At 57.3% G+C, this 22720-nt stretch carries 31 protein-coding genes and 1 pseudogene; 6 read left to right on the top strand and 26 right to left on the bottom strand.

Going from position 1 to position 22720, the window contains the following annotated elements; genetic code table 11:
• Positions 1 to 78: 78 nt before the first annotated feature.
• From recX to B9N88_RS32560, 23 genes are all read right to left on the bottom strand, one after another.
• A complete protein-coding gene (gene recX, locus B9N88_RS07755; RefSeq protein ID WP_016977936.1) occupies positions 79 to 546 on the bottom strand; it encodes a recombination regulator RecX in 468 nt (155 codons plus the stop codon).
• Between the two features lie 8 nt (positions 547 to 554).
• Positions 555 to 1613 (bottom strand): recombinase RecA, encoded by a 1059-nt coding sequence (recA, locus tag B9N88_RS07750; protein WP_003189042.1) that lies wholly within the window; start codon positions 1611 to 1613, stop codon positions 555 to 557.
• Between the two features lie 83 nt (positions 1614 to 1696).
• Positions 1697 to 2197: a CinA family protein gene (locus B9N88_RS07745; protein WP_027604550.1), complete on the bottom strand. Its 501-nt coding sequence runs from the start codon at positions 2195 to 2197 to the stop codon at positions 1697 to 1699.
• A gap of 81 nt (positions 2198 to 2278) precedes the next feature.
• Positions 2279 to 2779 carry a lysis system i-spanin subunit Rz gene (locus B9N88_RS07740; RefSeq protein ID WP_043293401.1) on the bottom strand — a complete coding sequence of 167 codons (501 nt, stop codon included), beginning with the start codon at positions 2777 to 2779 and terminating at the stop codon, positions 2279 to 2281.
• Positions 2767 to 3324 carry a glycoside hydrolase family 19 protein gene (locus tag B9N88_RS07735; RefSeq protein ID WP_027604553.1) on the bottom strand — a complete coding sequence of 186 codons (558 nt, stop codon included), beginning with the start codon at positions 3322 to 3324 and terminating at the stop codon, positions 2767 to 2769. The genes B9N88_RS07740 and B9N88_RS07735 overlap by 13 nt, the downstream gene beginning before the upstream one ends.
• A 22-nt stretch (positions 3325 to 3346) precedes the next feature.
• Positions 3347 to 4357, bottom strand: a complete 1011-nt coding sequence (locus tag B9N88_RS07730; protein ID WP_027604554.1) for a contractile injection system protein, VgrG/Pvc8 family — start codon at positions 4355 to 4357, stop codon at positions 3347 to 3349.
• A 9-nt stretch (positions 4358 to 4366) separates the two neighbouring features.
• A complete protein-coding gene (locus tag B9N88_RS07725; RefSeq protein WP_027604555.1) occupies positions 4367 to 4579 on the bottom strand; it encodes a tail protein X in 213 nt (70 codons plus the stop codon).
• Complete coding sequence (locus tag B9N88_RS07720; protein ID WP_027604556.1) at positions 4572 to 4955, bottom strand: phage tail protein; 384 nt, start codon at positions 4953 to 4955, stop codon at positions 4572 to 4574. The genes B9N88_RS07725 and B9N88_RS07720 overlap by 8 nt, the downstream gene beginning before the upstream one ends.
• A complete protein-coding gene (locus B9N88_RS07715; protein ID WP_027604557.1) occupies positions 4955 to 6094 on the bottom strand; it encodes a hypothetical protein in 1140 nt (379 codons plus the stop codon). Before B9N88_RS07715 ends, B9N88_RS07720 begins: the two co-directional genes overlap by 1 nt.
• 128 nt (positions 6095 to 6222) lie before the next feature.
• Positions 6223 to 6795, bottom strand: a complete 573-nt coding sequence (locus B9N88_RS07710) for a phage tail assembly protein (protein ID WP_027604558.1) — start codon at positions 6793 to 6795, stop codon at positions 6223 to 6225.
• Between the two features lie 50 nt (positions 6796 to 6845).
• Positions 6846 to 7352: a phage major tail tube protein gene (locus B9N88_RS07705; protein WP_027604559.1), complete on the bottom strand. Its 507-nt coding sequence runs from the start codon at positions 7350 to 7352 to the stop codon at positions 6846 to 6848.
• Positions 7352 to 8518: a phage tail sheath protein gene (locus B9N88_RS07700; protein ID WP_027604560.1), complete on the bottom strand. Its 1167-nt coding sequence runs from the start codon at positions 8516 to 8518 to the stop codon at positions 7352 to 7354. Before B9N88_RS07700 ends, B9N88_RS07705 begins: the two co-directional genes overlap by 1 nt.
• Before the next feature lie 2 nt (positions 8519 to 8520).
• A complete protein-coding gene (locus tag B9N88_RS07695) occupies positions 8521 to 8712 on the bottom strand; it encodes a hypothetical protein (protein ID WP_027604561.1) in 192 nt (63 codons plus the stop codon).
• A gap of 84 nt (positions 8713 to 8796) precedes the next feature.
• The gene (locus tag B9N88_RS07690) at positions 8797 to 9228 is read right to left on the bottom strand and encodes a phage tail assembly chaperone (RefSeq protein WP_081744401.1); all 432 of its coding nucleotides are present in this window, start codon (positions 9226 to 9228) and stop codon (positions 8797 to 8799) included.
• A gap of 9 nt (positions 9229 to 9237) precedes the next feature.
• Positions 9238 to 10743 carry a phage tail-collar fiber domain-containing protein gene (locus B9N88_RS07685; RefSeq protein WP_027604563.1) on the bottom strand — a complete coding sequence of 502 codons (1506 nt, stop codon included), beginning with the start codon at positions 10741 to 10743 and terminating at the stop codon, positions 9238 to 9240.
• Positions 10744 to 11373 (bottom strand): phage tail protein I, encoded by a 630-nt coding sequence (locus B9N88_RS07680; protein ID WP_027604564.1) that lies wholly within the window; start codon positions 11371 to 11373, stop codon positions 10744 to 10746. It abuts the gene before it with no gap.
• Positions 11370 to 12365: a baseplate J/gp47 family protein gene (locus B9N88_RS07675; RefSeq protein ID WP_027604565.1), complete on the bottom strand. Its 996-nt coding sequence runs from the start codon at positions 12363 to 12365 to the stop codon at positions 11370 to 11372. The genes B9N88_RS07680 and B9N88_RS07675 overlap by 4 nt, the downstream gene beginning before the upstream one ends.
• Positions 12362 to 12694 (bottom strand): phage baseplate protein, encoded by a 333-nt coding sequence (locus B9N88_RS07670; RefSeq protein WP_027604566.1) that lies wholly within the window; start codon positions 12692 to 12694, stop codon positions 12362 to 12364. The genes B9N88_RS07675 and B9N88_RS07670 overlap by 4 nt, the downstream gene beginning before the upstream one ends.
• A gap of 9 nt (positions 12695 to 12703) precedes the next feature.
• Entirely contained in the window at positions 12704 to 13315 is a 612-nt protein-coding gene (locus tag B9N88_RS07665) for a phage baseplate assembly protein V (RefSeq protein WP_027604567.1), read from the bottom strand.
• A gap of 3 nt (positions 13316 to 13318) precedes the next feature.
• Complete coding sequence (locus tag B9N88_RS07660; RefSeq protein WP_027604568.1) at positions 13319 to 13834, bottom strand: ATP-binding protein; 516 nt, start codon at positions 13832 to 13834, stop codon at positions 13319 to 13321.
• A gap of 20 nt (positions 13835 to 13854) precedes the next feature.
• Positions 13855 to 14199: a phage holin family protein gene (locus tag B9N88_RS07655; protein ID WP_027604569.1), complete on the bottom strand. Its 345-nt coding sequence runs from the start codon at positions 14197 to 14199 to the stop codon at positions 13855 to 13857.
• A gap of 594 nt (positions 14200 to 14793) precedes the next feature.
• A complete protein-coding gene (locus B9N88_RS07650; RefSeq protein ID WP_169899530.1) occupies positions 14794 to 15537 on the bottom strand; it encodes a LexA family transcriptional regulator in 744 nt (247 codons plus the stop codon).
• Between the two features lie 80 nt (positions 15538 to 15617).
• The gene (locus B9N88_RS32560) at positions 15618 to 15770 is read right to left on the bottom strand and encodes a hypothetical protein (RefSeq protein WP_155954374.1); all 153 of its coding nucleotides are present in this window, start codon (positions 15768 to 15770) and stop codon (positions 15618 to 15620) included.
• Positions 15771 to 16031: 261 nt separating this feature from the next.
• Here B9N88_RS32560 and B9N88_RS07645 point away from each other — a divergent pair, with 261 nt between their 5' ends.
• The 6 genes from B9N88_RS07645 to B9N88_RS32300 all read left to right on the top strand — a co-directional run bounded on the left by B9N88_RS07645 (position 16032) and on the right by B9N88_RS32300 (position 20286).
• Entirely contained in the window at positions 16032 to 16247 is a 216-nt protein-coding gene (locus B9N88_RS07645; RefSeq protein ID WP_027604571.1) for a hypothetical protein, read from the top strand.
• 135 nt (positions 16248 to 16382) lie between these two features.
• Positions 16383 to 16709 carry a DUF2388 domain-containing protein gene (locus B9N88_RS07640; RefSeq protein ID WP_027604572.1) on the top strand — a complete coding sequence of 109 codons (327 nt, stop codon included), beginning with the start codon at positions 16383 to 16385 and terminating at the stop codon, positions 16707 to 16709.
• Between the two features lie 661 nt (positions 16710 to 17370).
• Positions 17371 to 17883, top strand: a complete 513-nt coding sequence (locus tag B9N88_RS07635; RefSeq protein ID WP_027604573.1) for a GIY-YIG nuclease family protein — start codon at positions 17371 to 17373, stop codon at positions 17881 to 17883.
• A 137-nt stretch (positions 17884 to 18020) separates the two neighbouring features.
• Positions 18021 to 18155 carry a hypothetical protein gene (locus B9N88_RS32880; RefSeq protein ID WP_256221149.1) on the top strand — a complete coding sequence of 45 codons (135 nt, stop codon included), beginning with the start codon at positions 18021 to 18023 and terminating at the stop codon, positions 18153 to 18155.
• Positions 18156 to 18559: 404 nt separating this feature from the next.
• Positions 18560 to 19228 (top strand): hypothetical protein, encoded by a 669-nt coding sequence (locus tag B9N88_RS07625; RefSeq protein ID WP_027604574.1) that lies wholly within the window; start codon positions 18560 to 18562, stop codon positions 19226 to 19228.
• Positions 19229 to 19305: 77 nt separating this feature from the next.
• Positions 19306 to 20286, top strand: a complete 981-nt coding sequence (locus B9N88_RS32300; protein WP_133822124.1) for a hypothetical protein — start codon at positions 19306 to 19308, stop codon at positions 20284 to 20286.
• Positions 20287 to 20438: 152 nt separating this feature from the next.
• On the opposite strand, the pseudogene B9N88_RS07620 reads toward B9N88_RS32300, so the two are convergent.
• From B9N88_RS07620 to tnpB, 3 genes and pseudogenes are all read right to left on the bottom strand, one after another.
• Positions 20439 to 20678: pseudogene (locus B9N88_RS07620) on the bottom strand (DUF4113 domain-containing protein); the annotation flags it as partial.
• A 46-nt stretch (positions 20679 to 20724) separates the two neighbouring features.
• A complete protein-coding gene (locus B9N88_RS07615) occupies positions 20725 to 22257 on the bottom strand; it encodes an IS66 family transposase (protein ID WP_027604575.1) in 1533 nt (510 codons plus the stop codon).
• A gap of 18 nt (positions 22258 to 22275) precedes the next feature.
• Positions 22276 to 22635: an IS66 family insertion sequence element accessory protein TnpB gene (gene tnpB / locus B9N88_RS07610; protein ID WP_019412232.1), complete on the bottom strand. Its 360-nt coding sequence runs from the start codon at positions 22633 to 22635 to the stop codon at positions 22276 to 22278.
• Positions 22636 to 22720 lie beyond the last annotated feature (85 nt).

Below are 22720 nucleotides of genomic sequence, written 5' to 3'. Positions count from 1 at the left end.
CACCACACAACAAGCCCATTCAACAAACAACAAGCCTATTCACCACACAACAAGGCCGTTCACCGCACAACAAGGTGTTCAGTCATCCATGTCTCGGCCACTTAATAAGCGGCTGATCATTTCCATCGAAAAACCGCGATAACTCAAGAAACGCCCCTGCTTGGCGCGTTCCCTGGCATCAATGGGGAGATGACCCGAGAATTTGCGGCGCCAGGTGTCTTCCAGTTGCGCCTGCCAACTGATACCGCACTCACGCAAGGCAAGGTCGATATCGGCGCGCTGTAAACCGCGCTGGCTCAGCTCTTCGCGAATACGCGCCGGGCCATAGCCGGACCGGGCTCGGTAGGAGACAAAACTTTCGAGATAACGGGCTTCCGAAAGCAGCCCCTCTTCCGTCAAACGGTCAAGGGCGGTTTCGATCATCTCAGGTTCCGCGCCGCGTTGACGCAGCTTACGCGTCAGCTCGACTCGACCATGCTCGCGGCGAGCGAGCAGGTCCATTGCGGTACGCCGAACGGCGACGAGTGTATCCAGTACAACGGTCATCGTTTATTTCAGATGTCAGTATCGGCTTCTTCTACTTCTTCAACCGGCTCGCGGTTGGCGGCAGCTTTCACGTCTGGTGCTGCGGTCAGCAGTTTGTCGCGGATCTGCTTCTCAAGCGTGGCAGCGATATCCGGGTTGTCCGCCAGGAACTTGGCCGAGTTGGCCTTGCCCTGACCGATCTTGCTGCCATTGTAGGCATACCAGGCACCGGATTTTTCAACGAAGCCGTGCAGCACGCCCAGGTCGATCATCTCGCCGTTCAGGTAGATACCCTTGCCGTAGAGAATCTGGAATTCAGCCTGGCGGAAAGGCGGAGCCACTTTGTTTTTCACGACCTTGACGCGGGTTTCGCTACCGACCACCTCGTCACCCTCTTTCACCGCGCCGGTACGGCGGATGTCCAGGCGGACCGACGCGTAGAACTTCAGCGCGTTACCACCGGTGGTGGTTTCCGGGCTACCGAACATCACGCCGATCTTCATGCGGATCTGGTTGATGAAGATCACCAGGCAGTTGGCGTTCTTGATGTTACCGGTGATTTTACGCAGCGCTTGGGACATCAGGCGGGCTTGCAGGCCCACGTGCATGTCGCCCATTTCGCCTTCGATTTCAGCCTTGGGTACCAGGGCTGCAACGGAGTCGACCACGATCACGTCGATGGCGTTGGAGCGCACCAGCATGTCGGTGATTTCCAGGGCTTGCTCACCGGTGTCCGGCTGGGACACCAGCAGGTCGTCAACGTTGACGCCCAGCTTGCCGGCGTATTCAGGATCCAGGGCGTGCTCGGCGTCGACGAACGCGCACGTAGCGCCCATTTTTTGCGCCTGGGCAATCACCGACAGGGTCAGGGTGGTTTTACCGGAAGATTCAGGACCGTAGATTTCAACGATACGGCCTTTTGGCAGGCCGCCAATGCCGAGCGCGATGTCCAGACCCAGAGAGCCAGTGGAAATAGCCGGGATCGCCTGACGGTCGTGATCGCCCATACGCATTACGGCACCCTTGCCGAATTGACGTTCGATCTGACCCAGGGCCGCAGCCAAGGCTTTCTTCTTGTTGTCGTCCATTAAAGTCCTCACGTAATCAATAAGGCCTGACGGCCAACACCTGTATAAGTAGACAGTATTGTTCCACAAAGATCGGAGATCGCCTACCCCTGATTTTCTATTTCTGCTGCAGCTCGTCGCAACAAGCCCTCCAGCGCGGCCTTCACCGTTTGTCGGCGGACCTCGTCGCGGTTGCCAGGGAAGTGCTGAAGCTCGGCCGTGACCTCCTCGCCAACGCCAAAGGCCAGCCACACGGTGCCCACCGGCTTGTCCACCGAACCACCATCGGGCCCCGCCACACCGCTGACCGCCACGGCAAAGCGCGCCAGGCTTTTCTCCTGGGCGCCGCGCACCATGGCCTCCACCACTTCCTGGCTGACCGCCCCAACCTTTGGAAACAAGGTTTCCGGCACATTCAGCTGCCGGGTCTTCTGCCGATTGGAATAGGTGACATACCCCGCCTCGAACCAGGCCGAACTCCCCGGGATCCGCGTAATGGCCTCGGCGATACCGCCACCGGTACAGGATTCCGCGGTGGTGACGTGGGCATTGAGCACCTGCAGGCGGCGGCCCAGGTCAGCGGCAAGTTGAGTGATTTCCTTCACGACGGTCTCCAGAAGTGGGCGGGGGTTTGCCTACCCTACAGGAGCAAATCACTCATGCAAGCGACAGGCTGGAACAAGAGATCAGCGGGCGACAGCGCGCACATATGCCTGGCAAGCGCGCAGCGCGATCAGTCCCTGGTCGCCGGCATCGGTGATGCCGATAATTCGCTGAGCATGCGCCGGGTCAAGTCGGGCTCGTGCGGCTGCATGAACCAGGCCGGTGGTGGCGGTGGCGGTTGGCATTGCACAGCCACGGGCAGGTTCGGTGGCGTCGAGAAGGACTGACAACCGCACATCAGCAGTGGCCAGACGGTCGCGCAGAGCAGCCTGGTTATGTTGGGCATCGCGCAATTCCCGGGCATGATGTTGGTCGCTGGCACTGAGCTGTTGCTCCAGGGCCAGTCGTTTGTCTTGTTCAGCCTGTTGTTGATGCAAGGCCGCCTGGCGTTGCTGGCTGAGCGCCTGCGCATGGGCAGAAGCCTGACGCTCAAGCTGTCCCCCCAAGCGCCAGGCCTGGACCTGCCAGGTCACCGCCACCAACAGGCAAGCACCGATCAGTTGGTAGGCCCCTAGGAAACGCATAACACCGCCTTCGCCCGCGCCCACAGCCGCAAGCGATCCTCCAGCCCATTCAGCCCGCCATTGATACGCCGTGTAATGCTGGTGAACTGGTCCTTGTCGGCCAGCTCATTCAGGCCATTGACCTGCCAGAACCAGGCGGCCGACTCAACCACCCATTGCGGTTGCTCCAGCAACATCGGCTCCCGTAACAGACGGTCATCACCAAACAGCGCCTGGCTGCATGCCAGGTAATTGCGCCGACCGGTGATCTGGATCAGTCCTCGGCCCCGGTACAACTGGCCGTCGCCATCCGCTTCGGGGCTATTGCCCAGGCGTGCGGCCAGGCTGCCGGTGTCGTATTTGCCCAGGTAGTGATCGCTGCCCAGTTCGCGCACGTAACGCAGCTCACCGGATTCGTGGCCGATCTGGGCGAGGAAGGCGGCAATGCGCCTGGCACGGTTAATCTCGAAGCGAACGAACGCCGCATTCAAGGGCATTAAAAAAACGCCCGCTCTAAGGCGGGCATCCGGCATGACGCCAAGCAGTTGGGGGAGTGTTATCACCATTGGTTTTACTCTCGAAAAGTAGCTATATCGACAACCCACCGGCCGTGATCGAACTGCGGTAACCCGTCGCCGGATCGCCGACATGAACCACCTGCTTTATCGACCAGCGCCCCTGCATATAGGACGGCCAGCTCTCATCCAGCACTAACAACCCTTCCGCCGCCAACAATGGATTGCCCGGGCAATCGATCAGCAACTTCAAATTTTCACGCCCCACACGGCGTAGCTCACCTTCGGCAACAGCGCGGGCTTCGGTTTCGTTCTGGCAGCGTTGGCGCAAGGTCTTGAACGGCGCATTCCCCACCTGGACGACGCGCTGCTTGCCGGCGGAGGCATCCCACCAACTGGCACGGCAGCCTTGGTATTTCGAGCGGGATTTTTCGTCGAGCTTGGCGGTGATAAAGCTTTGTTCACCGGGGCGATTGTCATCCGTCACGGACAGCCTCACTTCCGGCAGCAGCTGGCCGGAGAGCGATTTGGCTTGGCCGGCTTCGGCCAATACATAGAGTTCGTTGAACGGTTTGGTGACTGCACTATAAAGTCGGGCAAGGCGCGAAATGAACGCCATGTCACTTTCGTTGGACTGGTCAATGTGCGCGATCGCAATCCCCTCCAGCGCCGGCGCCACTCGCGGTGAATAGCCGTGACGACTGACCAGTTGGCGAAACAGCGCGCCCAGGGTGGTCGGACCGTAGCTGGCGGATCGACGCTGGCGGTAACCCGTTGCATCGACCACGCTGAAGGGCGCCGCGGTGGCCACGATCATCAAGCGCATGGGAAACAGCACCGGTGTGCGTTGGGTGACGACAAACTCGCCCTTTTCCACCAACCCCGATTCCAGGTAACCGGCACGCAAGCCGATCTTGCCGTTCAGCGTGGGCAGGCCGTCCAGGCCCTCGATATTCAGGGTCAGCTCCAGCCGGTCGGTCTCAATGCCCGCGGCGTCGGTGTGGCTCCAGTGCATCAAGCGTTGATTGAGCAGCGCCGCGTTGGCGCCATAAAACTCCACGATAGGCGTAAATCCCTGTGCCATGCAGCCTCCTTAATCCCAGGCCAAAACGGGTCGCACAGCTCCGGGCCGAGCGTGCAGTTCAGGTACGATCACCCACACGCCGGCCGGCAGCACCGGGCCATATTCGGCAAGCTCGGGGTTCAGGCGCCAGAGGGTTTCTTCCGCCGTGTCGTCGCAACGGCCCACCTCCCGATAAAGCAACAGGTTGACCGAATCACCGGCAATACTTCGTACTCTACGCATTGGCGAACTCCTCCAACTCCAGCGTCCAGGCCATGACCATGGCGGTGCCGTCATCGATGACATTGCTCTGGGTTTCCACAATCGAATTGATCCGCCACAAGCCCCAGTTACGACCGATGCCGTCAACCAGGGGCAACGGCGCCCGCGCATTTTGCAGCGCGCGCAATTGGTCCAGGCGCTGCATGCCTACGCCGTACATGGCCGTGCCGCCGAATGTGAGTTTTTCCAGCTTCTGACCGCTCTGCCGCGACTGCGACTTGCTGGCAATAATCGCCAGGTCACTCCAGCCGCCATCGCTGGCACGGACCAACGAGGAATAGGCGAATCCTCGAGACAAGCCGAAAATAAAGTCGCCGAGTACCATTTGTTGTCGCATCAATCACCTCCTGGAGGATCGGCCAGTGCCGCGTTGCGTCGGATGCCCAGGGTGTCGGTGAGCATCGGCAGACACTGAAACTGCAGCGCCTGGATCACCTGGTTGACGACCTGCTGGGCATCGGCGGGGTTTACACCGGTGATCTGGATGCTCGGGGCGAGGGTCACTTGCACGTTGTCCGTGCGTGCACCGCTGAGTTCCTTGCTCACCGCACCGGGCGTTGGCAGGCGATCACTTGAGCCGAACAACTGGTTACCGAGCCAGGCTCCCGCCTCACTGCCCAGCAAACCACCGATTGCCCCCCCGACAGCAGTACCAACACCAGGAAAAACCATCGTGCCAATGGCCGCACCTGCGGAGGCACCGGCCCAGGCGCCACCGGCGGTGCTGAGGCCTGAGCCGACGGCTTTTGCGTCGCCATTGCGGACACCTTGGATCACGTCAGTGGCGACGGAGGCATATTTCAGAGGGCCAAGTCGGCGAACGCCGGTTGACTCAAGTTTGGCAAGTACTCCGGTTAGTCCACCGGCGGGGATATTCGGCGAGCTGGGCACTGCACCGACAAAGGATTGCAAGCCTTGCAAGGGGGCTCCCGAATGAAAGCCCATTTGCGAGCCCCCTACCCAGTTACCGGTGCGTTCGGACACACGACGAAGCGGTGAGCCGCGCCCACCGATTTTTTTACGGCCTTTGATCATCTTGCCAATCTTGTCGATAGCAAGATCAATAAGTTTATCCGCGGCTTTGCTCTTGGCAGAGTCCCATAACGTATCCAAGGCCGACTTGCCCGCGTCGGCAGAAGGATCGGCAGGCGGCGCCTTCGGCTCATTTTTCAACGCGCCCGCAGTGACACCAGCCTCTCTCGGTGCCAAAGAGTTGCTGTTGATGAACAACGTACTATTGAGCGTTTCCAACGTCTCACGCAGCCGCACTTGCTCCTGCGTCAGGGCATTGATATCCACACTCAGCGTGGCCAACGTAGAGCCGAGCGTAAACTGCGGGTGCGATGCAGCCTCCAGGCTTACAGGCGCCACAGCACGTGTGGAAAACGGGGCGAGTGCATTGCCCAGATCCGCCTCGCCGAACATCCAGCGCAGGTCTTCCTGGACGAGCTTGATCCCGTATTTAGTCTCTTGCATCCCGCGCTACTCCTGTTTAACGCCAAGCCGAGTGATCGCGATGTCGTAGCGGCGTAATGCTTTTGCGGCGTCCCAAGCAAGGATCTCCGCTTCATTGACCGAATACACCAGCGGCACCACATCGAGGATTACATCGATGTCGCGTTGCGAAAGAAGTCCGCCGGTTGATTTAAAAAATCGTCGATACGCTCCTGCAGTTCCGTCCAATCGGGCACAGTCAGGCCGGCAAGATCGGGGATCATCAGGCCAGTGCAGTGAGCAGTGATGAACTCGGCGCGCTCTTTGTTGGTGGGGAGTTTTTTCATCACCTTGGTGGCGCGCAGGGCGGGCATTTCCAGGGGCAGAACGGTGAGGCTGCGACCCGCAGCCTCGAGGGGCAGCAACAATCGGACCGGCTGGTCGTGGGCCGATTCCTCAGCCTCACCGCGGAAAAACGACGCAGGGCGCGTCGACATCTCATGTACGTATTGGGCGATGGTCACGTAGTCCGGGCGCTTGAGCTGGTCGAGCTCTTTTTCCGACAGGCCGGTGGCGAGTTTCGCCAGTTCGAAAAACTGATCGTCCTCGTCGTCACCGGCCCGGGCCAGCGCTTCTTTTTGCGCGGCGTAGTACAGCGGCTTGAGTTGCACCTGCTGGATCGTCGCGCCGGTGTCGGCGGTGATCGGAGACAGCAGGAGGTGCAGCGGTGGCATCCAGGCCATGGGGCAATTCCTTGATGAAGTAAGGGGCGAGCACGCCCGCCCCCGGGGAGTTACGGCATCAGCACCGCACGGCGGGCATCGCCGAGGATGTCGACACCATTGAGCACGAACTTCTGGGTGCGCACGTCGATGTCGATGACCGGGATGCCGTTTTCCAGGCGGTTGTAAGTGCGGCAGGAAAGCTCAAGCGTGGTGAGAGCCTTGTCGCCCATCTTCAACTTGGCTTCGACCAGGGATTTCAGCTTGCCGCCGACCGTGTGATAGGTGAAGTAGGTCTTGCCGTCCTGATCCTGGCCGGCTTCCCGCACGTTCAGCAGGATGTCATCCCCCAGGCGCACGCCCAGGGCCAGCATGATTTCCGGGCCGGCACCTTGCAGCACCAGGGTGGCATTGAGCACCTTGCCGCTCTTGGCCATTTCTTCGGCGATAAAGCGCCCGCCGGACATGGACTCCATGTCGAACTCGATCTTCGGCGGAGTGAACTCCTCGACCGTCGCGGACAACGGCAGGCCTTGAAGGGTGGCCGCAATGGCCTGTCTGACTCGATTGGTAAACATTAGAGAACGTCCTCCAGGAACTGCTCGATGATTTCATCGCGGGCGTTGAGTTGATAAATCATGTGTTCGTTCGGCGCATAGCGGCCGTAATCGATAACGATGAACCAGGTGCCGTTCTTGTACTTCTCGACACTGTTGAGCTCCGGGTGCAGGTACACGCTGCCGCCGGGAATGGTTTCGTCGGCGACCAGGGTTTGCAGCCAGTCGTTGATGCGCTTGACCTCCTGGTCCATGAAGGACTTGGTGAGGTTCTTGGCCATGGCTTTCTGGCCCGCCTTGACCAGCTTGCGGCTGATGGCATCTTCCAGCCCGACATAGCTGATGAACTTGCCGGTGATGGAGCGGTTACCCAGCAGCGAAAAACCGCCGAGGATGGTGCGGGCGTAGTAGCTCACGCCGTAACGGTTGAGCAGGTCGCCTTCGGTGGAGGTGTCGAGGATGTTGTACTCGACCACGCGGGAAACGTCCTCGGCGAACGTCACCTGGTTACCCGGGCTTTCCCATTGCTTGACCTTGGCCAGCGCAGCGATCGCCAGGGACGACGGCGCAAGGAACACGTTTTTCTTCGCCGCCTTGGAGTACACCGACGGCATGTTGTGCACCAGCAGGCAACGGTCGAAACCAAGCTCGGCACCGCCCAGTTCGCCGCTGTAGGTCACCTGGTCGGCCACCGCCGCGTCCTTGCCATCCAGCACCACACGGGCCTTGATGCGCTTGCCGAAGGCCGCGAACTCACCCGCCACAGCCTTGGTACCGGTGAAGCCTGGGGCGCCGATAATGGTCAGGTCTTCCGGCACGCTGGCCAGTGCCGCCAGGCCCAGCTTGCGACCGGTGACCGGCTCGTTGCCGCCGATTACATTGTTGAGGGTGTCCGCCGGGGTGGCGCCCTCTTCCACGATCACCACGTAGACCGGCACCTTGACCACTTTGAGGATCTGGTAGACCGCGTGGAACAGCGTGCCAGACTCCGCACCGGTAGGGTCCAGCAGCGCCTGGGTGGTGAAACTGTTGATACGGAATGGCGCGTTTTTCGGGATCGACGCATGGGCATTCGGCGCGGTGCCGACCAGGCCGATCACGTTATCGCCGAGGCCACCCATGGCCTCGGGGGATTCAGTGGCATTGACGGTGATGCCGTTGTGCTCGAAGTTCAGAACCTCAGCCATGGTTAGTCAGCCTTCTTGGTAGTGGCCTTTTTGGCCGGGGTGGCGTTGAGGACGCTGGTCAGTTCCAGGCGGCCAGCGGTGCGCAGGGCGGATGCTTCCACGTCCAGCAGGTCCAGTTCCTCGCCGACGGCGGACCAATGGCCACCTCCGGTTGGGAATGGGATGAGGACGGTGTAGGTTTGGCGGTAGGTCATAGGTAGGATCTCCAGGCGAAAAAAAACCGCTCAGCGCGGCAGGTATTCAGAGAGGGAATGAAAACGCCCCGGCGGTGCGGGGCGTTATTCAGTTTGGTTGGCGATCCAGGTCGGGCTTAGGGGCCTATGCTCAATATCCGGGAAATTCGGCGATTGTGGCCAGTCGCGCAGGGCTTGCATGTACAACAACAACTCTTCGAACTGTGCATCGGACAACGCTGTATCAAAGCCAATTTCCTTCTGGTCACGGTGGCGCTCGCGCAACCATATGACGGCGGCCAACTCAGTATCGCGCCTCTCACGTTCGAACCTTGCGGGGTCCTCAAGAGGAACAATTTTGGGATGTTTGGATAGCACCCCGTCATCGCTAAAGTGCCATGTATAGCCAATGTTCTGTGTGACTTCATACCAACGCTCGGCATCAATCAAGACGGCACCTGATGGGATTTCATGCACGCCCTCAATCAAGTGCGCAATCACTTCTCGAGCGTCATTCAAAGCTAGGTATTTACGCATAACGCCCCCTCAGTAACCAAAGCAAAAGAAATAGTAAGGATTTGGTGTTCCCGAAGTATCCGGCGTGTAGTGCGGGCGATTGTTGATAGTGATCTGACTTAGCGTTGTCGATACGGTGGCCGAGTTGTTACCTTGGGCGCGACGAAAAGCCCCTGGGCAGATCGCGGCCGTAGGGAAAGGTACGGTGTAATTAAATGTAGCCGCTGTAGCGTTAGGGATATCGGGGGTGGATCCCCATTGAATAATCCATCCTCCTAGCCAGGTTGGGAAAATAATCGCTCCATTGACCCCCTTAATGAATTGAAAGCCGAAGCGCAGCTTCTTCGGCGTTACGATGGTGGCGTCATCGAGCCCAGCGTCCGTCATCGGCTGCGTTGCGATCTTGGCCGTGCCTTGATTGTTTTCGGTGGCTTGCGTTGCCAACAGTGCTAGCGCTGCAATATCGATATTTCCCTGATTGATGGGGGCGCTCCAGGCTTTGATGCACCACATCACCGCGAGGTTGCGCGGGCGGGTTTCAGACGCCACACGTGGCGTACCATGCACATCATCACTGACAATGAATCCGCCGGTCAGCGACCAACTATCGACTGAAACAACTGTGGCGTCCCAGTCCAATGGAATTGCCGGAGTTGTGCCACCAGCGCCGTTGAAACACGGCACCCCACGCAGATCTTTAAATCGAGCGGGGTCATTTTTCGAATAGGCGATCGAACCAGCAGGAGTGAACCCCTGGAATGCATCGAGTTGAGAGGAGCAGATCATTCGCCCAGCATCAACTCCCCGCCCATGATCCCAACCCCGCAAAAACTCCCCACGCGACTCCGGCAGCCGGAAATTCCCCACCCCTTCATCCCCCTTATTGAACGCCGCCCCCAGAAACTTCGCCAAATCGGGATAGGCCGAGGCACTCTTCACGCTGCCATCAATTTCCAGGAATCCCACCGGAACATTGTCAACCGGAAACGCAACCATGGACCCCACCGGCAGCGCCGAGGACTGAGCAATCATCGCCTCAATCTCAGCCTTGGAATACGTCCCCTTCGCCAGGTAGTCCATCACCCAAGCCCGAGTTGCCTTCACCACCGTGTCATCAATCAGCAGCGTCACGATCGACGCATTACTCGTCTCAAAGATTGAGCGAATATAAAACTCTTTCCCCGATCCCGATGTCGCCAGCACCGGTTTATACGACTCCGGATATTTAACGACGGCATACAAGATCCCGGTGTCCGTCCACAGTCCGGCTTCCCGCACATACCAGCCGCCGACATCCGATGGAATGGTGACTTCGGCCATCAGCCAGTTGGCGTTTTTCTCGTCCTGGAACAGCGCATTCAGCGGCCCGCGCCAGACTTCGCGCTTGAGCGCCTTGGCGTTGGCGTCGGGGTTGTAGACGGCACCGTTGCCGTCACCGACGGAAATCTGCGCCAGTTTGATCGGCACGCCAGCGGCCTTGCAGGCGGTTTCGTAGGCGATCCCCGCATTCGTGAGCAGGGTGTAATAGTCAGCCATTTAGTGCTCCTGTGGATAAAGGGTGGTGGTTTCGACGCTGTACAGACCGGCCGCCATAAAGGCGCGGCCCGAGGCCTCGACGCCCGCCAGCACGTTTGGGTAGATCATGGTGAGTTCGCCGCACAGCGTGGCGGCGCCAATGCTGTGACGGCCGAAAGCGCTCAGTCCCACGGAGATCGACAGGATGTCGCGTTCGCTTTTGGCATCGGCCAAGCGGCGGTCGAGTCGGGCATCGATGGTTTCGCTGTAGGGCAAATCGGTCCAGGCGCGTACGGCAAAGCTGTAGGGCACGCCCGGTGGTTTCTGTTCGTACCAGGCGCGCACTTCAGGGCTGAGTTGCAGTCCCTTGGCGGCATTTTCCAAGGCCTGCCGGGTGCCGGCCCGGCGCGCGGTGGGCCAGGCGAGTTTGACGGTCAGGCGCTTCTCAGCCTCAGGGCCTGTGGCGCTCCACTCGTTGACCGCCCGGTCCGCCGCCAGGTAGGGCAAGAACGCCGCGGGTGTACGATCCGGGTCCATCAGTTCGGGAAACGGTGGGGTGACCCGCTCCAGCAACGTACCAAACCCCAGGTCCAAAGCCTTCTCCAGCGGTGAGCTGTTGGCAGGCAACAAGCTCGCTTTGGGTTCACTCATAGCGTGCGCACCTCCACCTCGACGCCCCTGCAATACGGGGCCTGGAATGCCGTGCTGATGATCGGCGCCAGCGGCTCGAGGATCTGCAATTGCGCGGCGCCGGCGCTGTGGATCGCATAGTCGATCCAACTTGGGTCCACACGGCCTTCCAGGCGATGGCAGGACGCTGCATAGCCTTGCAGCAATTTCTGCGCGGCGACTTGGGTGAGTCCGGAATCCGGACCGGCGTTGATCCTGGCCACCACGCGAATTTTGTACGGCAGGATTTGTGCGCCTTGGACGGTGACCAGGTCGGTCTCAGGCCGTACATCGGGCCGTGCGAAATGTCGACGCACGCCGTCAAGCAAATCGGCGGACGGCGTGCCGTCTCCTTCCCTTGAAAGCACGGTGACCATCACTTCGCCAGGCGCCGTGCGCCGTCCGTTGCCATCCTTGACCCGGGCCGCGTAGCCGTCCGGATCGAAGGTGTAGCTGACGGTCACCACGCCCGGTGTGGCGCTTTGCACCTTGACCGACGGCCGCTCACCGAGGGTGAAGACTTCGCGGCGATACTGCATCCGCGAACCCGCCGCCGGCGCGTGAGGCGCCAGGTAATAGCGCAAGCGCGCGTCGTCGTCGCTTTCCAGGGTGGGTGGCACCGGTGGGAAAGCCGCCGGGTCGCCGGGGTCGAGCACTTGGCGCTCCAGGCCCATATCGGCCAGGCGTGCATCCAGGTTGCTGCCGGTGGCCCACCACGCCAGCATCTGCTTGATGCGGGCGTTGTATTTGCGTTCGTGGGTTTGCAGGCGTACGCAAAAAGCTTCCAGGGCCAGGGTCAGCAGCTCGCTCTCGTTGTCGAGGCTGACCTTGAGTCTGGCCGCGCTTTGCGGCGCGCGGGTGGCGACGTAGTCGACGACAAACGCCTTGAACTCCGCCAGCAGCGGTTCGAACTCATCGACCGCGATAATCGCCGGCTCCGCCAATTGGTTCTGGCCTGGGATCAGCATGCTCATGTCACGACCTCGAAGGATTGTTGGCGGTTTTTCCAGGTACCGGCAAAACGCAGCAATAACCCGGCGCCCTGGCGGGTGGCGACGATGACCTGGGGCTGGAAGTCGGCAATGCCGTTCTGGCGGTTGTAGAACGCTTGCGCCGCGTGGCTTTGGGCGAGGATCAACAGGTCATCACCAAGGTTCTGGCCGAGCAGTTGCGGGATCATCGAGCCGTACAACGGGCGCTTCTGGCGAGTGCTCAAGGGGGTGGTCAGCGCTCGGGTGGCACGCTGTACGAATTGCAGCCAGTCATCCACGGCTGCCCCGGTGTTCCTATCGATTCCGATCATGGCAAATCCTTATGCGCGGCTGATCACGCGGCCCTGGTGATCCACCAGCGGGCCGCTCAAATGCACGCCGACGGCATCCAGCGTGAGGCCGGTGGCGCCGAGTTGCAGGGTGATGCCCTGGGCACTCAGGGTCAGGCTGGCAGCGCCGACCTTGACGTCGACCTGTTCGCGGGATCCGCTGAACGTGGTTGGGCCGTTAATCCAGTTGAAGGTGTGACTGGCATCGTCGTAGTCGCTTTGGGTGCCATCCTGATGGCGCCGCCGGGTCAGCGAGGCGACGCTGGACACGGGAGGAAACAGACTGCTGTTCAGCCCGAACAGCGCCACCGACTGCGTGCCCCCTTCCCCGCCGCCGTAGTTAAGCAACAGGCATTGCTCGCCCACCGACGGAATACGGGTTTCGGTCTGCGCACCGGCGCTGGGGTTGAAGAATCGAATCGCCGGGGTAAGCAACTCACCATGGCTGACCTTGCAGGTATTGCTGGCAGCGTCGACCTCCTGGCACACGCCAATGCGGCAGAAACTGTCCGCGCGTCGATACAGGTCTTCGAGCTGGGCTTCCATTTCCGCCAGGCGCTCGACAATCGGCCCCAGTTGCATGCGTAACAATGCGTCGAACATGGCCTACTCCTGCAGGGGCCGATATTGATCCGGATCGTCGATGTCCGAGACTTCCCAGGTGCGGGCAAACAGCGGTGTGCCGGTGGGATCCTCGATCAATGACGGGCCGAGATAGAGGGTTTGGGTGAAAGACACGGTCCAGGTGTCGTAGTCCGTTTCGGCGCTGGCGAGCCCAGAGGGCGCCGCGACGACAGCCGTGGGTAAATCGCACTGGTCCGACGGCAGGCCCCAGCGGTTATCCAGGGCCAGGTCCATCAATTGGCTGGCCAGGTCACACGCGTCAAAAGGCGCCGCCGCGCTGGCGACCGTAACCCTGAGTGATACCGACAAGGCATGCGCCTTGCGCCCTTCGCGGGAACGCACGCCGGGGCCGTTGCGTTCCACGCTGATCAGCACGCCGGTGTGATCCCCGGCGCCGCCAACGTCCTGGTGGTTGCCTACCTGCAGTTGCGGGAAGGCACGCTTCAGCGCCCCCTCAATGGCCACAGGCAGTTGGGAGGGTTTTTCGATAAGTGTCATCAGTTGCGTCCTTGCAGCAGTTACTGCTGATCCGAGCGGGATGTGGGCGCTTCGTTGACCCCGATGCGCTTGGCCGCCCAGCGTTCATAAAGGCCGATGGCGACGTCCGCGCCGGCCATGGCCGTCAGGCAACCAATGGCGCCGGCGGTCCAGATCGACATGCCGGCGGCGTAGCACAGCATCAATGCCGAGACCCCGCAGACCATGCACGCCCCAGACCGCAGGGCCAGGCGCCGGACCAGCGACCAACCGCGGGCGCCCTCCTTGTCGGCGCGCCACATTTCGCCGGATACACCGCCAATCAGCGCCAGTGCGATCACCAGCCAGATAGGCATTTCCGCTAACGCTTGCTGCTCGTTTGTCATGTCACGCCTCCTGGCTGAGTAACGCCGGCAAACACCGGCTTTTGGGTAAATCCATGTATAGGTAGGCATTCCAAAAAGCCCGGTTGCCCAGGCTTTTCAGTAATGCGGTCCAGCTTCGATCTTTCGGCGCTACTGGCGCGGTACGGATCTTTCCTCGATGTTTTTCCGACCACGATCCCTGTCTGCCGGATAACTGCTTCTGGTGCTTTACGCTGCACACCCGGGTCAGTTGCCAACCCTCTGAACCGTTAAGGCCGGTTCATCGCTGCCTGTTGCTGAAGCGGTGTCACTAAAGAGCGTCGGCATCCTTGCCGGTGTTGGCTGGCGTCCCTGCCATCGCTCTGATGGCGTCCCTGCCGATGTTGCGTGCCTTCCTTGTCTTCCTTGGCAGCATCCTTGCCGCCTCCACCACCTTATTGGCTGGCTTGAGATGAAGGATATGCATGTATGCATATACAGTCAATGCACTAGTGCATTTATTTTCAGCCAACTCATGCACAAATGCATTTTCGACCTTACGGGCAAAGGGTTTGGCGATTTTCTACAGACGAAAAAAAGCCCGCTCGATGGCGGGCTCTCTCTTACGCAAGGAGGTCAACGGGCGTACATACCCCACCAGAACACATGCCCAAGGATGCTGATCTGCTCATCCTGGATATCCTGGAAGCTGTAGTCCTCATCCGGGTGTTCATCGCGATTGAAACTGCGCAGGCGAATCCCGGAAGGCAGGCGATAGAGCTGTTTAACCCGCAGCTGGCCATTGTGATTGATGGCATACAAGTCGCCATCGACGATGTCGCCGATGCCACTTTTGCCAGCATTTACGCCGACCGTCGCGCCGTCGCGCAGTACCGGCAACATACTGTTGCCGCGCACCGTTACACACTTGGCCTGGTCGAACTGCACACCGTTATGCCGCAGGCTGCGCTTTCCAAAACGCAGGCTGGCCTTCTCGCTTTCCTCGATGACGAATCTTCCTGATCCAGCAGCCAATTCAACCTCGCGCAGAAAGGGGATCGACACCTCGTCATCATTAACGGGGGTGTCATCGTCCCACAGGCTTATATCCTTGAGTTCCGAATGCATCGGGTCGCGCCCGTCATCGCGCAAAGCCCCCACCGCCGCGCGCCCGCGCAGTTGATCGGTGCTGACGCGGAAGTACTCGGCGATGCGCGAGATGTGTTTATCCGACGGATCAACGATCTTGCCGCTGAGAATCCGGGACAACGTGGATTGAGGCACGCCAGTACGCCGGTGAAGCTCCGTGGGGGAGATCCGGTCGCGGTCCAGCAGTTCTCTTAAGACGATAGAAACGTTGCGTTTTTGCATAGCGGCGATAGTGACGGGAGTTTTTGGGGTTGGCAAATGCTAATTTGCATATTCCATGCACATCAGCGGAACTTCCGGGCAAAATAATGTCAATTTGGCATGATCACCGCGGTACTTGATGCGATGCGCTCAAACAGCGCCAGGCTGATTCCTGGCGAGCCAAGGAAGAAAACAATGAAACTCGTGCTTGCCATTTTGTTGATGTTCAGTGGGTACACCTTTGCGGCAAGTTGCACCAGCATCAGCGACTCTGACCAACGAGCCTACTGCAACGCCCAGCAAAGTGGCTCCAGCTGCGAAAACATCAGCAATAGCGATTTGCGCACTCAGTGCAACGCAATGAAGCGTTGATCAGGATGGGCTAAGGGACAAAAAGGGTCGCCCGCACTTTTATTTACGTTCTACCTATCCGTTCATGACCTGCGAAGCCCCCAACCTTGCGTGCTAACCTTGCCGCCAACGCCCATTCACCTCAATTTAAAGCGGTATGCGGAAGACCACGAATGACCGAATGGAGAAATCAGAGCTTCTGGGGCAAGGCGTGGATATACGCCGTGCTGGCGCTCCTAATGTTGATCTCCGACGGCGCAGACTTCAGTTCGCTGGGCGGCTGGGGCTCTAATCGCAAGCGGGTCTTCAGCCCCGGGTTCATTGTGCTGTGCTGTTTCGTCGCGGTGATTGAATTGATAGTGCTGAACCATTTCTATGGGGCGAACTGATGAGTCGAGAGCACAGCGTTAAAAACCACCCCGTCAAGCATGGCAACCCGCCCCAGTGCCGACGGCGCCTTATATCTGCAAAGTGACCAGCTCTGCTATCGTGCCCCCCTCTTATAGAAATGGAAGCTTCGAAGAATGGACTCATGGAAGACTCTGGCAATCGCTGTCATGGTATTGATCGGCGCCCCAGCAGTGGCCGCAGAAAACGCCAACCCTTTCGATAAAGCGCTGATGTACACGACGTTCGTGCCCACCATCCTGATTGGGGGAGCCAGCGCTCTCACGACCGATGCGCCAAAGCTTTTCACATCGTCCAAAACCGATGCCCTTGCCTTTATCGGTTCGGACGGCGAGATCCGCGGTGCTGAGTTCGAACAGGCATCTCGGTACTATCGCTCGACCTACGCCTCGCCTCTTATGTCCGACATGCAACTGGCCAAGGCGATCGCCTCATCGTACTGAGGGAGGTATTTTCGGCTGCGTGCCAACAGCGACACGTCCCTGCAGAAGCGTTGCGCATTTAAACAAATGCGCCATCCCACTTTGCGTTTTACCTATCCGTTTGCGACCTGCGAAGGGCCGACCTCGCGTGTTAACCTTGCGGCCATTGCAAAATCAGCAGGGCCGAGTGCCCCACCTTTGCCCCACTCCTTTCAACGAATTTGCCTATTATCCAATGAGTAAAAACACGTCCGATCTGTCCTCTCACACCCCGATTGTGTAGGGGTATGTAAGGGATTTTTGGGATAGGCCCGTGGTTGCTGGCTGTAATGCGTGCATTCATCCAGTTGGATAAACGCATATTTGGCATTGGATGGCATAGATTGGCGTATGGTTTGCCCCATTTTTGCCCCACGCTCGGCGCTCGATGCTTTAGAGAAACGATCCGTCCGATGATGGATTGGACTTAGTAATCCACCGAGGCCCCGGCCCGTCTAACCAGCAATATTGGATCGCTAGGTTTTGTAGCAAATTTTAAGCAATCGTCAAATAATGCCTGACAGTGGAGCGGTACCATGTTGTGTTTCTCTCGGCCGGATTCGACATAGTACTTTACGACTCTTCGACTCCGGACGTGCGGCCGTGGTATGACTCACGAGATACTTCAACACGAGATGTGTGTATGCCTATCGACAACTGTTCAGAATCTTTTGAGACGCTTGCTTCAGTCGTTCTCCCAGCCCACATGATGCGGCTTATCGAGGCACTTGCTCACCCTATACCGGCGCAAAAATTTGTTGGGTTTAAGAGTCCAACCAAGGAGATATTATCCCGGCTTGGTCGATCAAGCGACTTTCCCGGCTGCTACGTCTTCATCAATGCAGGTAAACCTGTCTACGTAGGTATCTCTCGAGGAGTCATCAAACGACTGGTCCAGCACTTGAACTTCCAGTCGCATTTCAGCGCGAGCTTGGTCTATCGAATGGCAAGTGAAGATTTTCCGCACGAAATGAAGCGCGACCAAGCAATGATGGATGACAAATTTCGTGAAGTTTTCTTGTCTGCCCAGAGCCGGCTCCGGGAGATGTCGGTCTCATTTATTGAGATCAGCAACGACGTGGAGCTGTATTTGTTTGAGGTAATGGCAGCCATGCACTTTGATACTGCGGCGTGGAACACATTCCGCACGCATTAGACACGTAGCGTGATCCAACACTTCAGCAGGATCAAAAATTCAACTCCAAGAATGAATAGGATAGGGTTTAGATATATTTTAAGCCCGTGTCTGTGGGATTAGCTGACTATTACACTTTCTCGAAAGGGGTCGACCCTTTGTCAGATGATTACTCCCTGCCCGATGTTTTGGAAAGGATCTATGACTACCAGTTCGCGCTGGAGGCGGCGGCAATGGAGCTGACGTCGCAGGTAGAACAGATGGCTTCGCTGGAAGTCGGGGATAATCCATAGACACCTCTCGACTTGCATACCCCTTTGCGAGCACTGGATGAGGCTACCCGGTTATCTGACGTAGTGTTCGGAGCATCCATCATAGTGATCAAGCTCCTTAGCCTTCATTCTGCGCTTAGGGGCCACTTTTTTGGTCGGAAGCATTCAGTTGTGTATGGCAGCAACCGGCCAAAATTTGACGGTGGACACGATGATAGCAAATGAGTAGTGTCACAGAAGCTGCATTCGACTCTAGTAGGCTGCAGGGCTTGCCGTCATCCATGTCGCGTTTTTCCCTGAGCAATGTCGCGTTTGCCGCGCCACCTCTACGCTAGACAAGGACTTATAGGACGACAAGAAACTTTAAACGACACGCCATTGCGAAATGGGATGTGGCCTAATAGTTATGTGACAAAGGGAATTACATGCAACCGAAAGATCTGTCGAGAAGGGTCGCCCAGCTAATTGAGCAATCTGAGAAGGTATTAGCAACAAAAAAATTCAACCAATATGGCGAAGACCACGTAGACGCTGGAGCAATGGCTGGACTTAGAGCTTCAACGCTATCTTTCATTTCGATGACTTATGGAAATAGCCATTCATATTACTCAGAATATGATTCTGCAACGCCTAGAAACCTTGAATCTAGCGCCAAAAGAAGCCATGCAATCTTGCATTCCATTCAAAATGAGCTTGATGGCGGATGGATATTTACAGTCAAAAAGCTAATTGCAGCGGAAATATTCTATGATTTCCTTGAGATGGCTGAACATCTTTTAGAGCAAGGATATAAAGATCCCGCAGCCGTAATGATTGGCAGCGTTTTAGAAGAGAATCTACGTCAACTCTGCTCAGCAAATAACATCGAAACAGAACTTGAAAAAGACGGTGTGCTTATCCCTAAAAAAGCTGACCGATTAAACTCTGATCTGGCAAAGTCTGAAGTTTATACAAAGCTCGACCAAAAGTCTATAACAGCATGGCTGGACTTAAGAAACAATGCGGCTCATGGAAAATACAATGAGTACACAAAGGAACAAGTTAATTTCATGCTTAATGGCATAACGGAGTTCCTAGCCAGAGTAAATCATTGAAATATAACAATGCGTTCACTTCGTCCGCTGGGACCGCGCTTCGTGGCCCATTAGCTTAATCGTTATGGCTTCTTAGCATGGAAAGAATAAACAAAGCCCCCAAAGAATGTAGCGGTACTGAGCTTAAGAAATTCAATAAGTTAGTCTCTGAGGATGGAGAGGTTTCGCTGGCCGGTTTCCTACAGCGAACTCAGCGCAGCCCCCCCTTCATCAACGACGTCGACTGTGTTGCTAACATCCGTTTTTATCGCTACACCCCCTTTTTAATTGGATCAATATCAGCAAGACCCTACTCACTTTCGAGAAAGCAGGTTTACACATTGAAGCTACCTAATTGGTTTAAAATCGTATGGTGGACACTGCTTACGGCAGCGCTAACCCATTTCTTATACAACCGCTACCCAGACCTCACAAAAGGGAACGCATCTGTAGCGGACATAGTCGTATTCGTAATATGGATAGCGTTGTTGCTGGCACCACTTTTTAATGAAGTATCCATGTTTGGTCTAAAGCTCAAACAAGAAATGGATGAATTGAAAGGATTTCTGACCGCACAAGTATCGGAAATCCGTAGTGACGTTCGTAACGCTGTAGACGTGCGCACCACGTTCAGCCCACATTTCAATCTACCCTTGCCAGCAGCAGATGCTCAGCTTCCTGATTTAGAGGCTCGTATCAAATCTGCTCTCATTGATGCCTTAGCTGCACATGGTGTACCACTTCCACCTGCCCCCGTTCCAATTACAGCTCCAGACGACACAGCCTTTTTGTTTGCAGCAAGGTACAACATTGAATTAGAAATGCGAAGAATCGCAGAAGAGCTTCAGATTGATACTGATAACTCTTCACGACATAGACGTGTAATTCCAATTCAACAGTTAGCAAGACACCTATCCGAGTCCAACTTGCTTGAACCAAGACTTGTATCAGCAATTCGGGAGGTCTATTCAATATGTTCTTACGCCATACACGGGGAGCCCGTATCAGAAGCACAGCTCGCCTTCGTTCATGAACTCGCCCCTGAATTGGTCGCAACTCTTAAGGCAATTAGGCATTGACAACAATATAAGTAAAGCCAATACATAGAACGGCCTGAAAATTATCCACTTGCACCTCCCTTAGGGGGGGAGGTGCGGTAGATATTTATCAAATTACTTGGGGGCAAGCTCATCTGGTTTAACCTAATAAAGATTAAAATCTGCCAACCTAGTTACGTGCATGAAACCTCCCAAAGCTGATCAAGCTTCGTCGTATAGCTCTGACTCATCATTTCACGCCGCATGCCCCAGTCAGGATCCACAGGCACACTGGCCGAACGCAGCGTCCCCCGGCCCCATCGTTCGTTGATCTGGTCCAGCACCGTCATCACCCGAGTCACCTCTGCCGGCTGTGATATAGCAAACAAATCATCCGTGTACTCACCAGGCTTGCAGAGGTTGAGCAACATCACCGTAAGCGCTCCATAAACCCCACCTGTTCAAAAATAGGCGGCGCGCTTAGCTAGGCGATGCGGGCGAACAGTTCCACGGCAGCAAGGCTTCGTAATCTTCAACCGAGGTTGCCTGTGGCAGGCGCTCAAGGGCGTGGCGCAGCCACGCATAGGGCTCTTGGCCGTTGGCTTTAGCCGTCTCGACCAAACTGTAAAGTTGAGCGCTGGCCGTCGCGCCTTTGGGCGTGTCGCTGAACAGCCAGTTCTTGCGCCCGATCACGAAGGGCCGGATCGCACGCTCGGCCGCATTGTTGTCGATCGGCAAATATCCGGCTTCGGTGTAGCGCACCAACTTGATCCAGTTGCTGGCCAAGTAGCTGATGGCTTTGCCCAGTGCATTTTGCGCCGTCACTTGTGGCTGGGTTTTCTCCAACCATGTTTGCAATTGGGCCAACACCGGCAAGCTGTTTTGCTGTCGGCTTTCGTGGCGATGTTCATCGCCGACTTCTTTTAAATCTCGCTCGATACCGTACAGCTTGTTGATCAGATTCAGGGCGATATCGGCACGCCCGGTTTTACCTTTAGGCTGCACCTTTTGCGCCTCGACAAACTTGCGTCGTGCATGGGCCCAACAGCCTAAACGTTCGACACCGGACTGCGCGCCCAAGGCGTTGTAACCAACATAATCGTCGGTCATCAGGTAGCCGCGATAACCTTCGAGCAGGCGCGACGGAACCTCCTGCGCCCGGCTGGTCGAGTAGTCAAAAAGGATCACAGGCTGATTAGGCGGTCCGCCGGTTTGCACCCACATCCAGGATTGACTGGTCGGCTCTCGATCAGGCTCTTTCATCACCTGTACACGCGTTTCGTCGCAGTGGATGATGCGACTTCCCAGCAGTCGATCCCGCATCAAGTTGAGCAAGGGTTGCAGGTGTTCGCCGCACTGGATAACCCAGCGCGCCAAGGTCTGGCGTGGGATATCGATACCGTGGCGGCCCAGCACTTTTTCGAAGCGGTGAAGCGGTAAGCCATCGACGTATTTGGTCGTCAGCAGCATCGCCAGGACACTTGGGCTGGCCATGCTTTTTTCAATCAGTTGAGCGGGCTTGTCCGCGGTAACCGGTGCGGTCTCGCAATCGCGGCAACCGTAGATCTTGCGGACATGTTTGATCACACGGATTTGCATCGGCACGATCTCCAGCTGCTCGCTGATTTCCTCACCAATGGTGTGCTTGCGGCAACCGCAGGCGCAGGTCAGTTCGTGCTCGGGCAGTTCGTGGATGACGTCGATGCGCGGAAGATCGGCGGGCAGAGGCTTGCGTTTACCGCGATGTTTGGTCGGAGCGACAACCTCTTCTTCCACCGTTTCGTCGACAGACTCGGCCACGCTTTCAACTTCGTTGAACAAGGCCATTTGCGGGGTCGCGGGATCGGCTGTCTGCTCTGACTTACGCCCGAAAAGGCGCTGACGCAACAACGCGTTTTCTTCTTCGAGATGAACGATCTTGCCCTTATCCGACTCGCGCTCACTCAGCATTTGCTCAAGCAGTTGCTTGAGCAAAGCAGGGTCGTCAGGAAGGTCTTTGGGCATGGAAATCATGCCCTGGATTATACCGAATCAGGCGACAAATCGAGGCGTCAAAACTTGATGCGGGCGGTTGCGCCACAAATCAAAACCATCCAATAACCAGTTGAGTTCTTGAACCGTCAGCACGATGGCTTCATCCGAACAATCCGGCGATGTTTTGAAGCGCTCGGACTCCAGCCGCTTTAGCCAAAGGCAAAAACCGTTACGCTCCCAATACAAAATTTTCACTCGGTTTCGAGGCTTGTTGAGGAACACGAAAAGTACCGGGTCAAACACCGCGACCTTAATGTCCAGTTCGACCAGAGCGGCTAGGCCATCGATGGATTTTCGGAAGTCGACGGGTTTGGGGTAGAGATAGACTTTTTCGACTTTTGCGTCGGGACGCATCATGAGGTGCTGGCTCCGGAAAGGAATCGGGAGCACAGCATCGGGGATCAGATGGTGACTTTGAATGTGGGGTTCATGGAGCGCTTAC

It is taken from the genome of Pseudomonas sp. LAMO17WK12:I1, from assembly GCF_900177315.1.
In the GTDB taxonomy this organism is placed as follows: domain Bacteria; phylum Pseudomonadota; class Gammaproteobacteria; order Pseudomonadales; family Pseudomonadaceae; genus Aquipseudomonas; species Aquipseudomonas marginalis.
This window is presented reverse-complemented; position numbering and strand designations above follow the sequence as displayed.

Bases quoted from the DNA above. Each gene is read 5' to 3' on its own strand.
- recX (WP_016977936.1), bottom strand. From the start codon at position 546: ATGACCGTTGTACTGGATACACTCGTCGCCGTTCGGCGTACCGCAATG.
- recA (WP_003189042.1), bottom strand. From the start codon at position 1,613: ATGGACGACAACAAGAAGAAAGCCTTGGCTGCGGCCCTGGGTCAGATC.
- B9N88_RS07740 (WP_043293401.1), bottom strand. From the start codon at position 2,779: ATGCGTTTCCTAGGGGCCTACCAACTGATCGGTGCTTGCCTGTTGGTG.
- B9N88_RS07735 (WP_027604553.1), bottom strand. From the start codon at position 3,324: ATGGTGATAACACTCCCCCAACTGCTTGGCGTCATGCCGGATGCCCGC.
- B9N88_RS07730 (WP_027604554.1), bottom strand. From the start codon at position 4,357: ATGGCACAGGGATTTACGCCTATCGTGGAGTTTTATGGCGCCAACGCG.
- B9N88_RS07725 (WP_027604555.1), bottom strand. From the start codon at position 4,579: ATGCGTAGAGTACGAAGTATTGCCGGTGATTCGGTCAACCTGTTGCTT.
- B9N88_RS07720 (WP_027604556.1), bottom strand. From the start codon at position 4,955: ATGCGACAACAAATGGTACTCGGCGACTTTATTTTCGGCTTGTCTCGA.
- B9N88_RS07715 (WP_027604557.1), bottom strand. From the start codon at position 6,094: ATGCAAGAGACTAAATACGGGATCAAGCTCGTCCAGGAAGACCTGCGC.
- B9N88_RS07710 (WP_027604558.1), bottom strand. From the start codon at position 6,795: ATGGCCTGGATGCCACCGCTGCACCTCCTGCTGTCTCCGATCACCGCC.
- B9N88_RS07705 (WP_027604559.1), bottom strand. From the start codon at position 7,352: ATGTTTACCAATCGAGTCAGACAGGCCATTGCGGCCACCCTTCAAGGC.
- B9N88_RS07700 (WP_027604560.1), bottom strand. From the start codon at position 8,518: ATGGCTGAGGTTCTGAACTTCGAGCACAACGGCATCACCGTCAATGCC.
- B9N88_RS07695 (WP_027604561.1), bottom strand. From the start codon at position 8,712: ATGACCTACCGCCAAACCTACACCGTCCTCATCCCATTCCCAACCGGA.
- B9N88_RS07690 (WP_081744401.1), bottom strand. From the start codon at position 9,228: ATGCGTAAATACCTAGCTTTGAATGACGCTCGAGAAGTGATTGCGCAC.
- B9N88_RS07685 (WP_027604563.1), bottom strand. From the start codon at position 10,743: ATGGCTGACTATTACACCCTGCTCACGAATGCGGGGATCGCCTACGAA.
- B9N88_RS07680 (WP_027604564.1), bottom strand. From the start codon at position 11,373: ATGAGTGAACCCAAAGCGAGCTTGTTGCCTGCCAACAGCTCACCGCTG.
- B9N88_RS07675 (WP_027604565.1), bottom strand. From the start codon at position 12,365: ATGAGCATGCTGATCCCAGGCCAGAACCAATTGGCGGAGCCGGCGATT.
- B9N88_RS07670 (WP_027604566.1), bottom strand. From the start codon at position 12,694: ATGATCGGAATCGATAGGAACACCGGGGCAGCCGTGGATGACTGGCTG.
- B9N88_RS07665 (WP_027604567.1), bottom strand. From the start codon at position 13,315: ATGTTCGACGCATTGTTACGCATGCAACTGGGGCCGATTGTCGAGCGC.
- B9N88_RS07660 (WP_027604568.1), bottom strand. From the start codon at position 13,834: ATGACACTTATCGAAAAACCCTCCCAACTGCCTGTGGCCATTGAGGGG.
- B9N88_RS07655 (WP_027604569.1), bottom strand. From the start codon at position 14,199: ATGACAAACGAGCAGCAAGCGTTAGCGGAAATGCCTATCTGGCTGGTG.
- B9N88_RS32560 (WP_155954374.1), bottom strand. From the start codon at position 15,770: ATGCTGGTGCAACTTGCCGCAAAGGTGTACCCACTGAACATCAACAAA.
- B9N88_RS07645 (WP_027604571.1), top strand. From the start codon at position 16,032: ATGACCGAATGGAGAAATCAGAGCTTCTGGGGCAAGGCGTGGATATAC.
- B9N88_RS07640 (WP_027604572.1), top strand. From the start codon at position 16,383: ATGGACTCATGGAAGACTCTGGCAATCGCTGTCATGGTATTGATCGGC.
- B9N88_RS07635 (WP_027604573.1), top strand. From the start codon at position 17,371: ATGCCTATCGACAACTGTTCAGAATCTTTTGAGACGCTTGCTTCAGTC.
- B9N88_RS07625 (WP_027604574.1), top strand. From the start codon at position 18,560: ATGCAACCGAAAGATCTGTCGAGAAGGGTCGCCCAGCTAATTGAGCAA.
- B9N88_RS32300 (WP_133822124.1), top strand. From the start codon at position 19,306: ATGGAAAGAATAAACAAAGCCCCCAAAGAATGTAGCGGTACTGAGCTT.
- B9N88_RS07615 (WP_027604575.1), bottom strand. From the start codon at position 22,257: ATGATTTCCATGCCCAAAGACCTTCCTGACGACCCTGCTTTGCTCAAG.
- tnpB (WP_019412232.1), bottom strand. From the start codon at position 22,635: ATGATGCGTCCCGACGCAAAAGTCGAAAAAGTCTATCTCTACCCCAAA.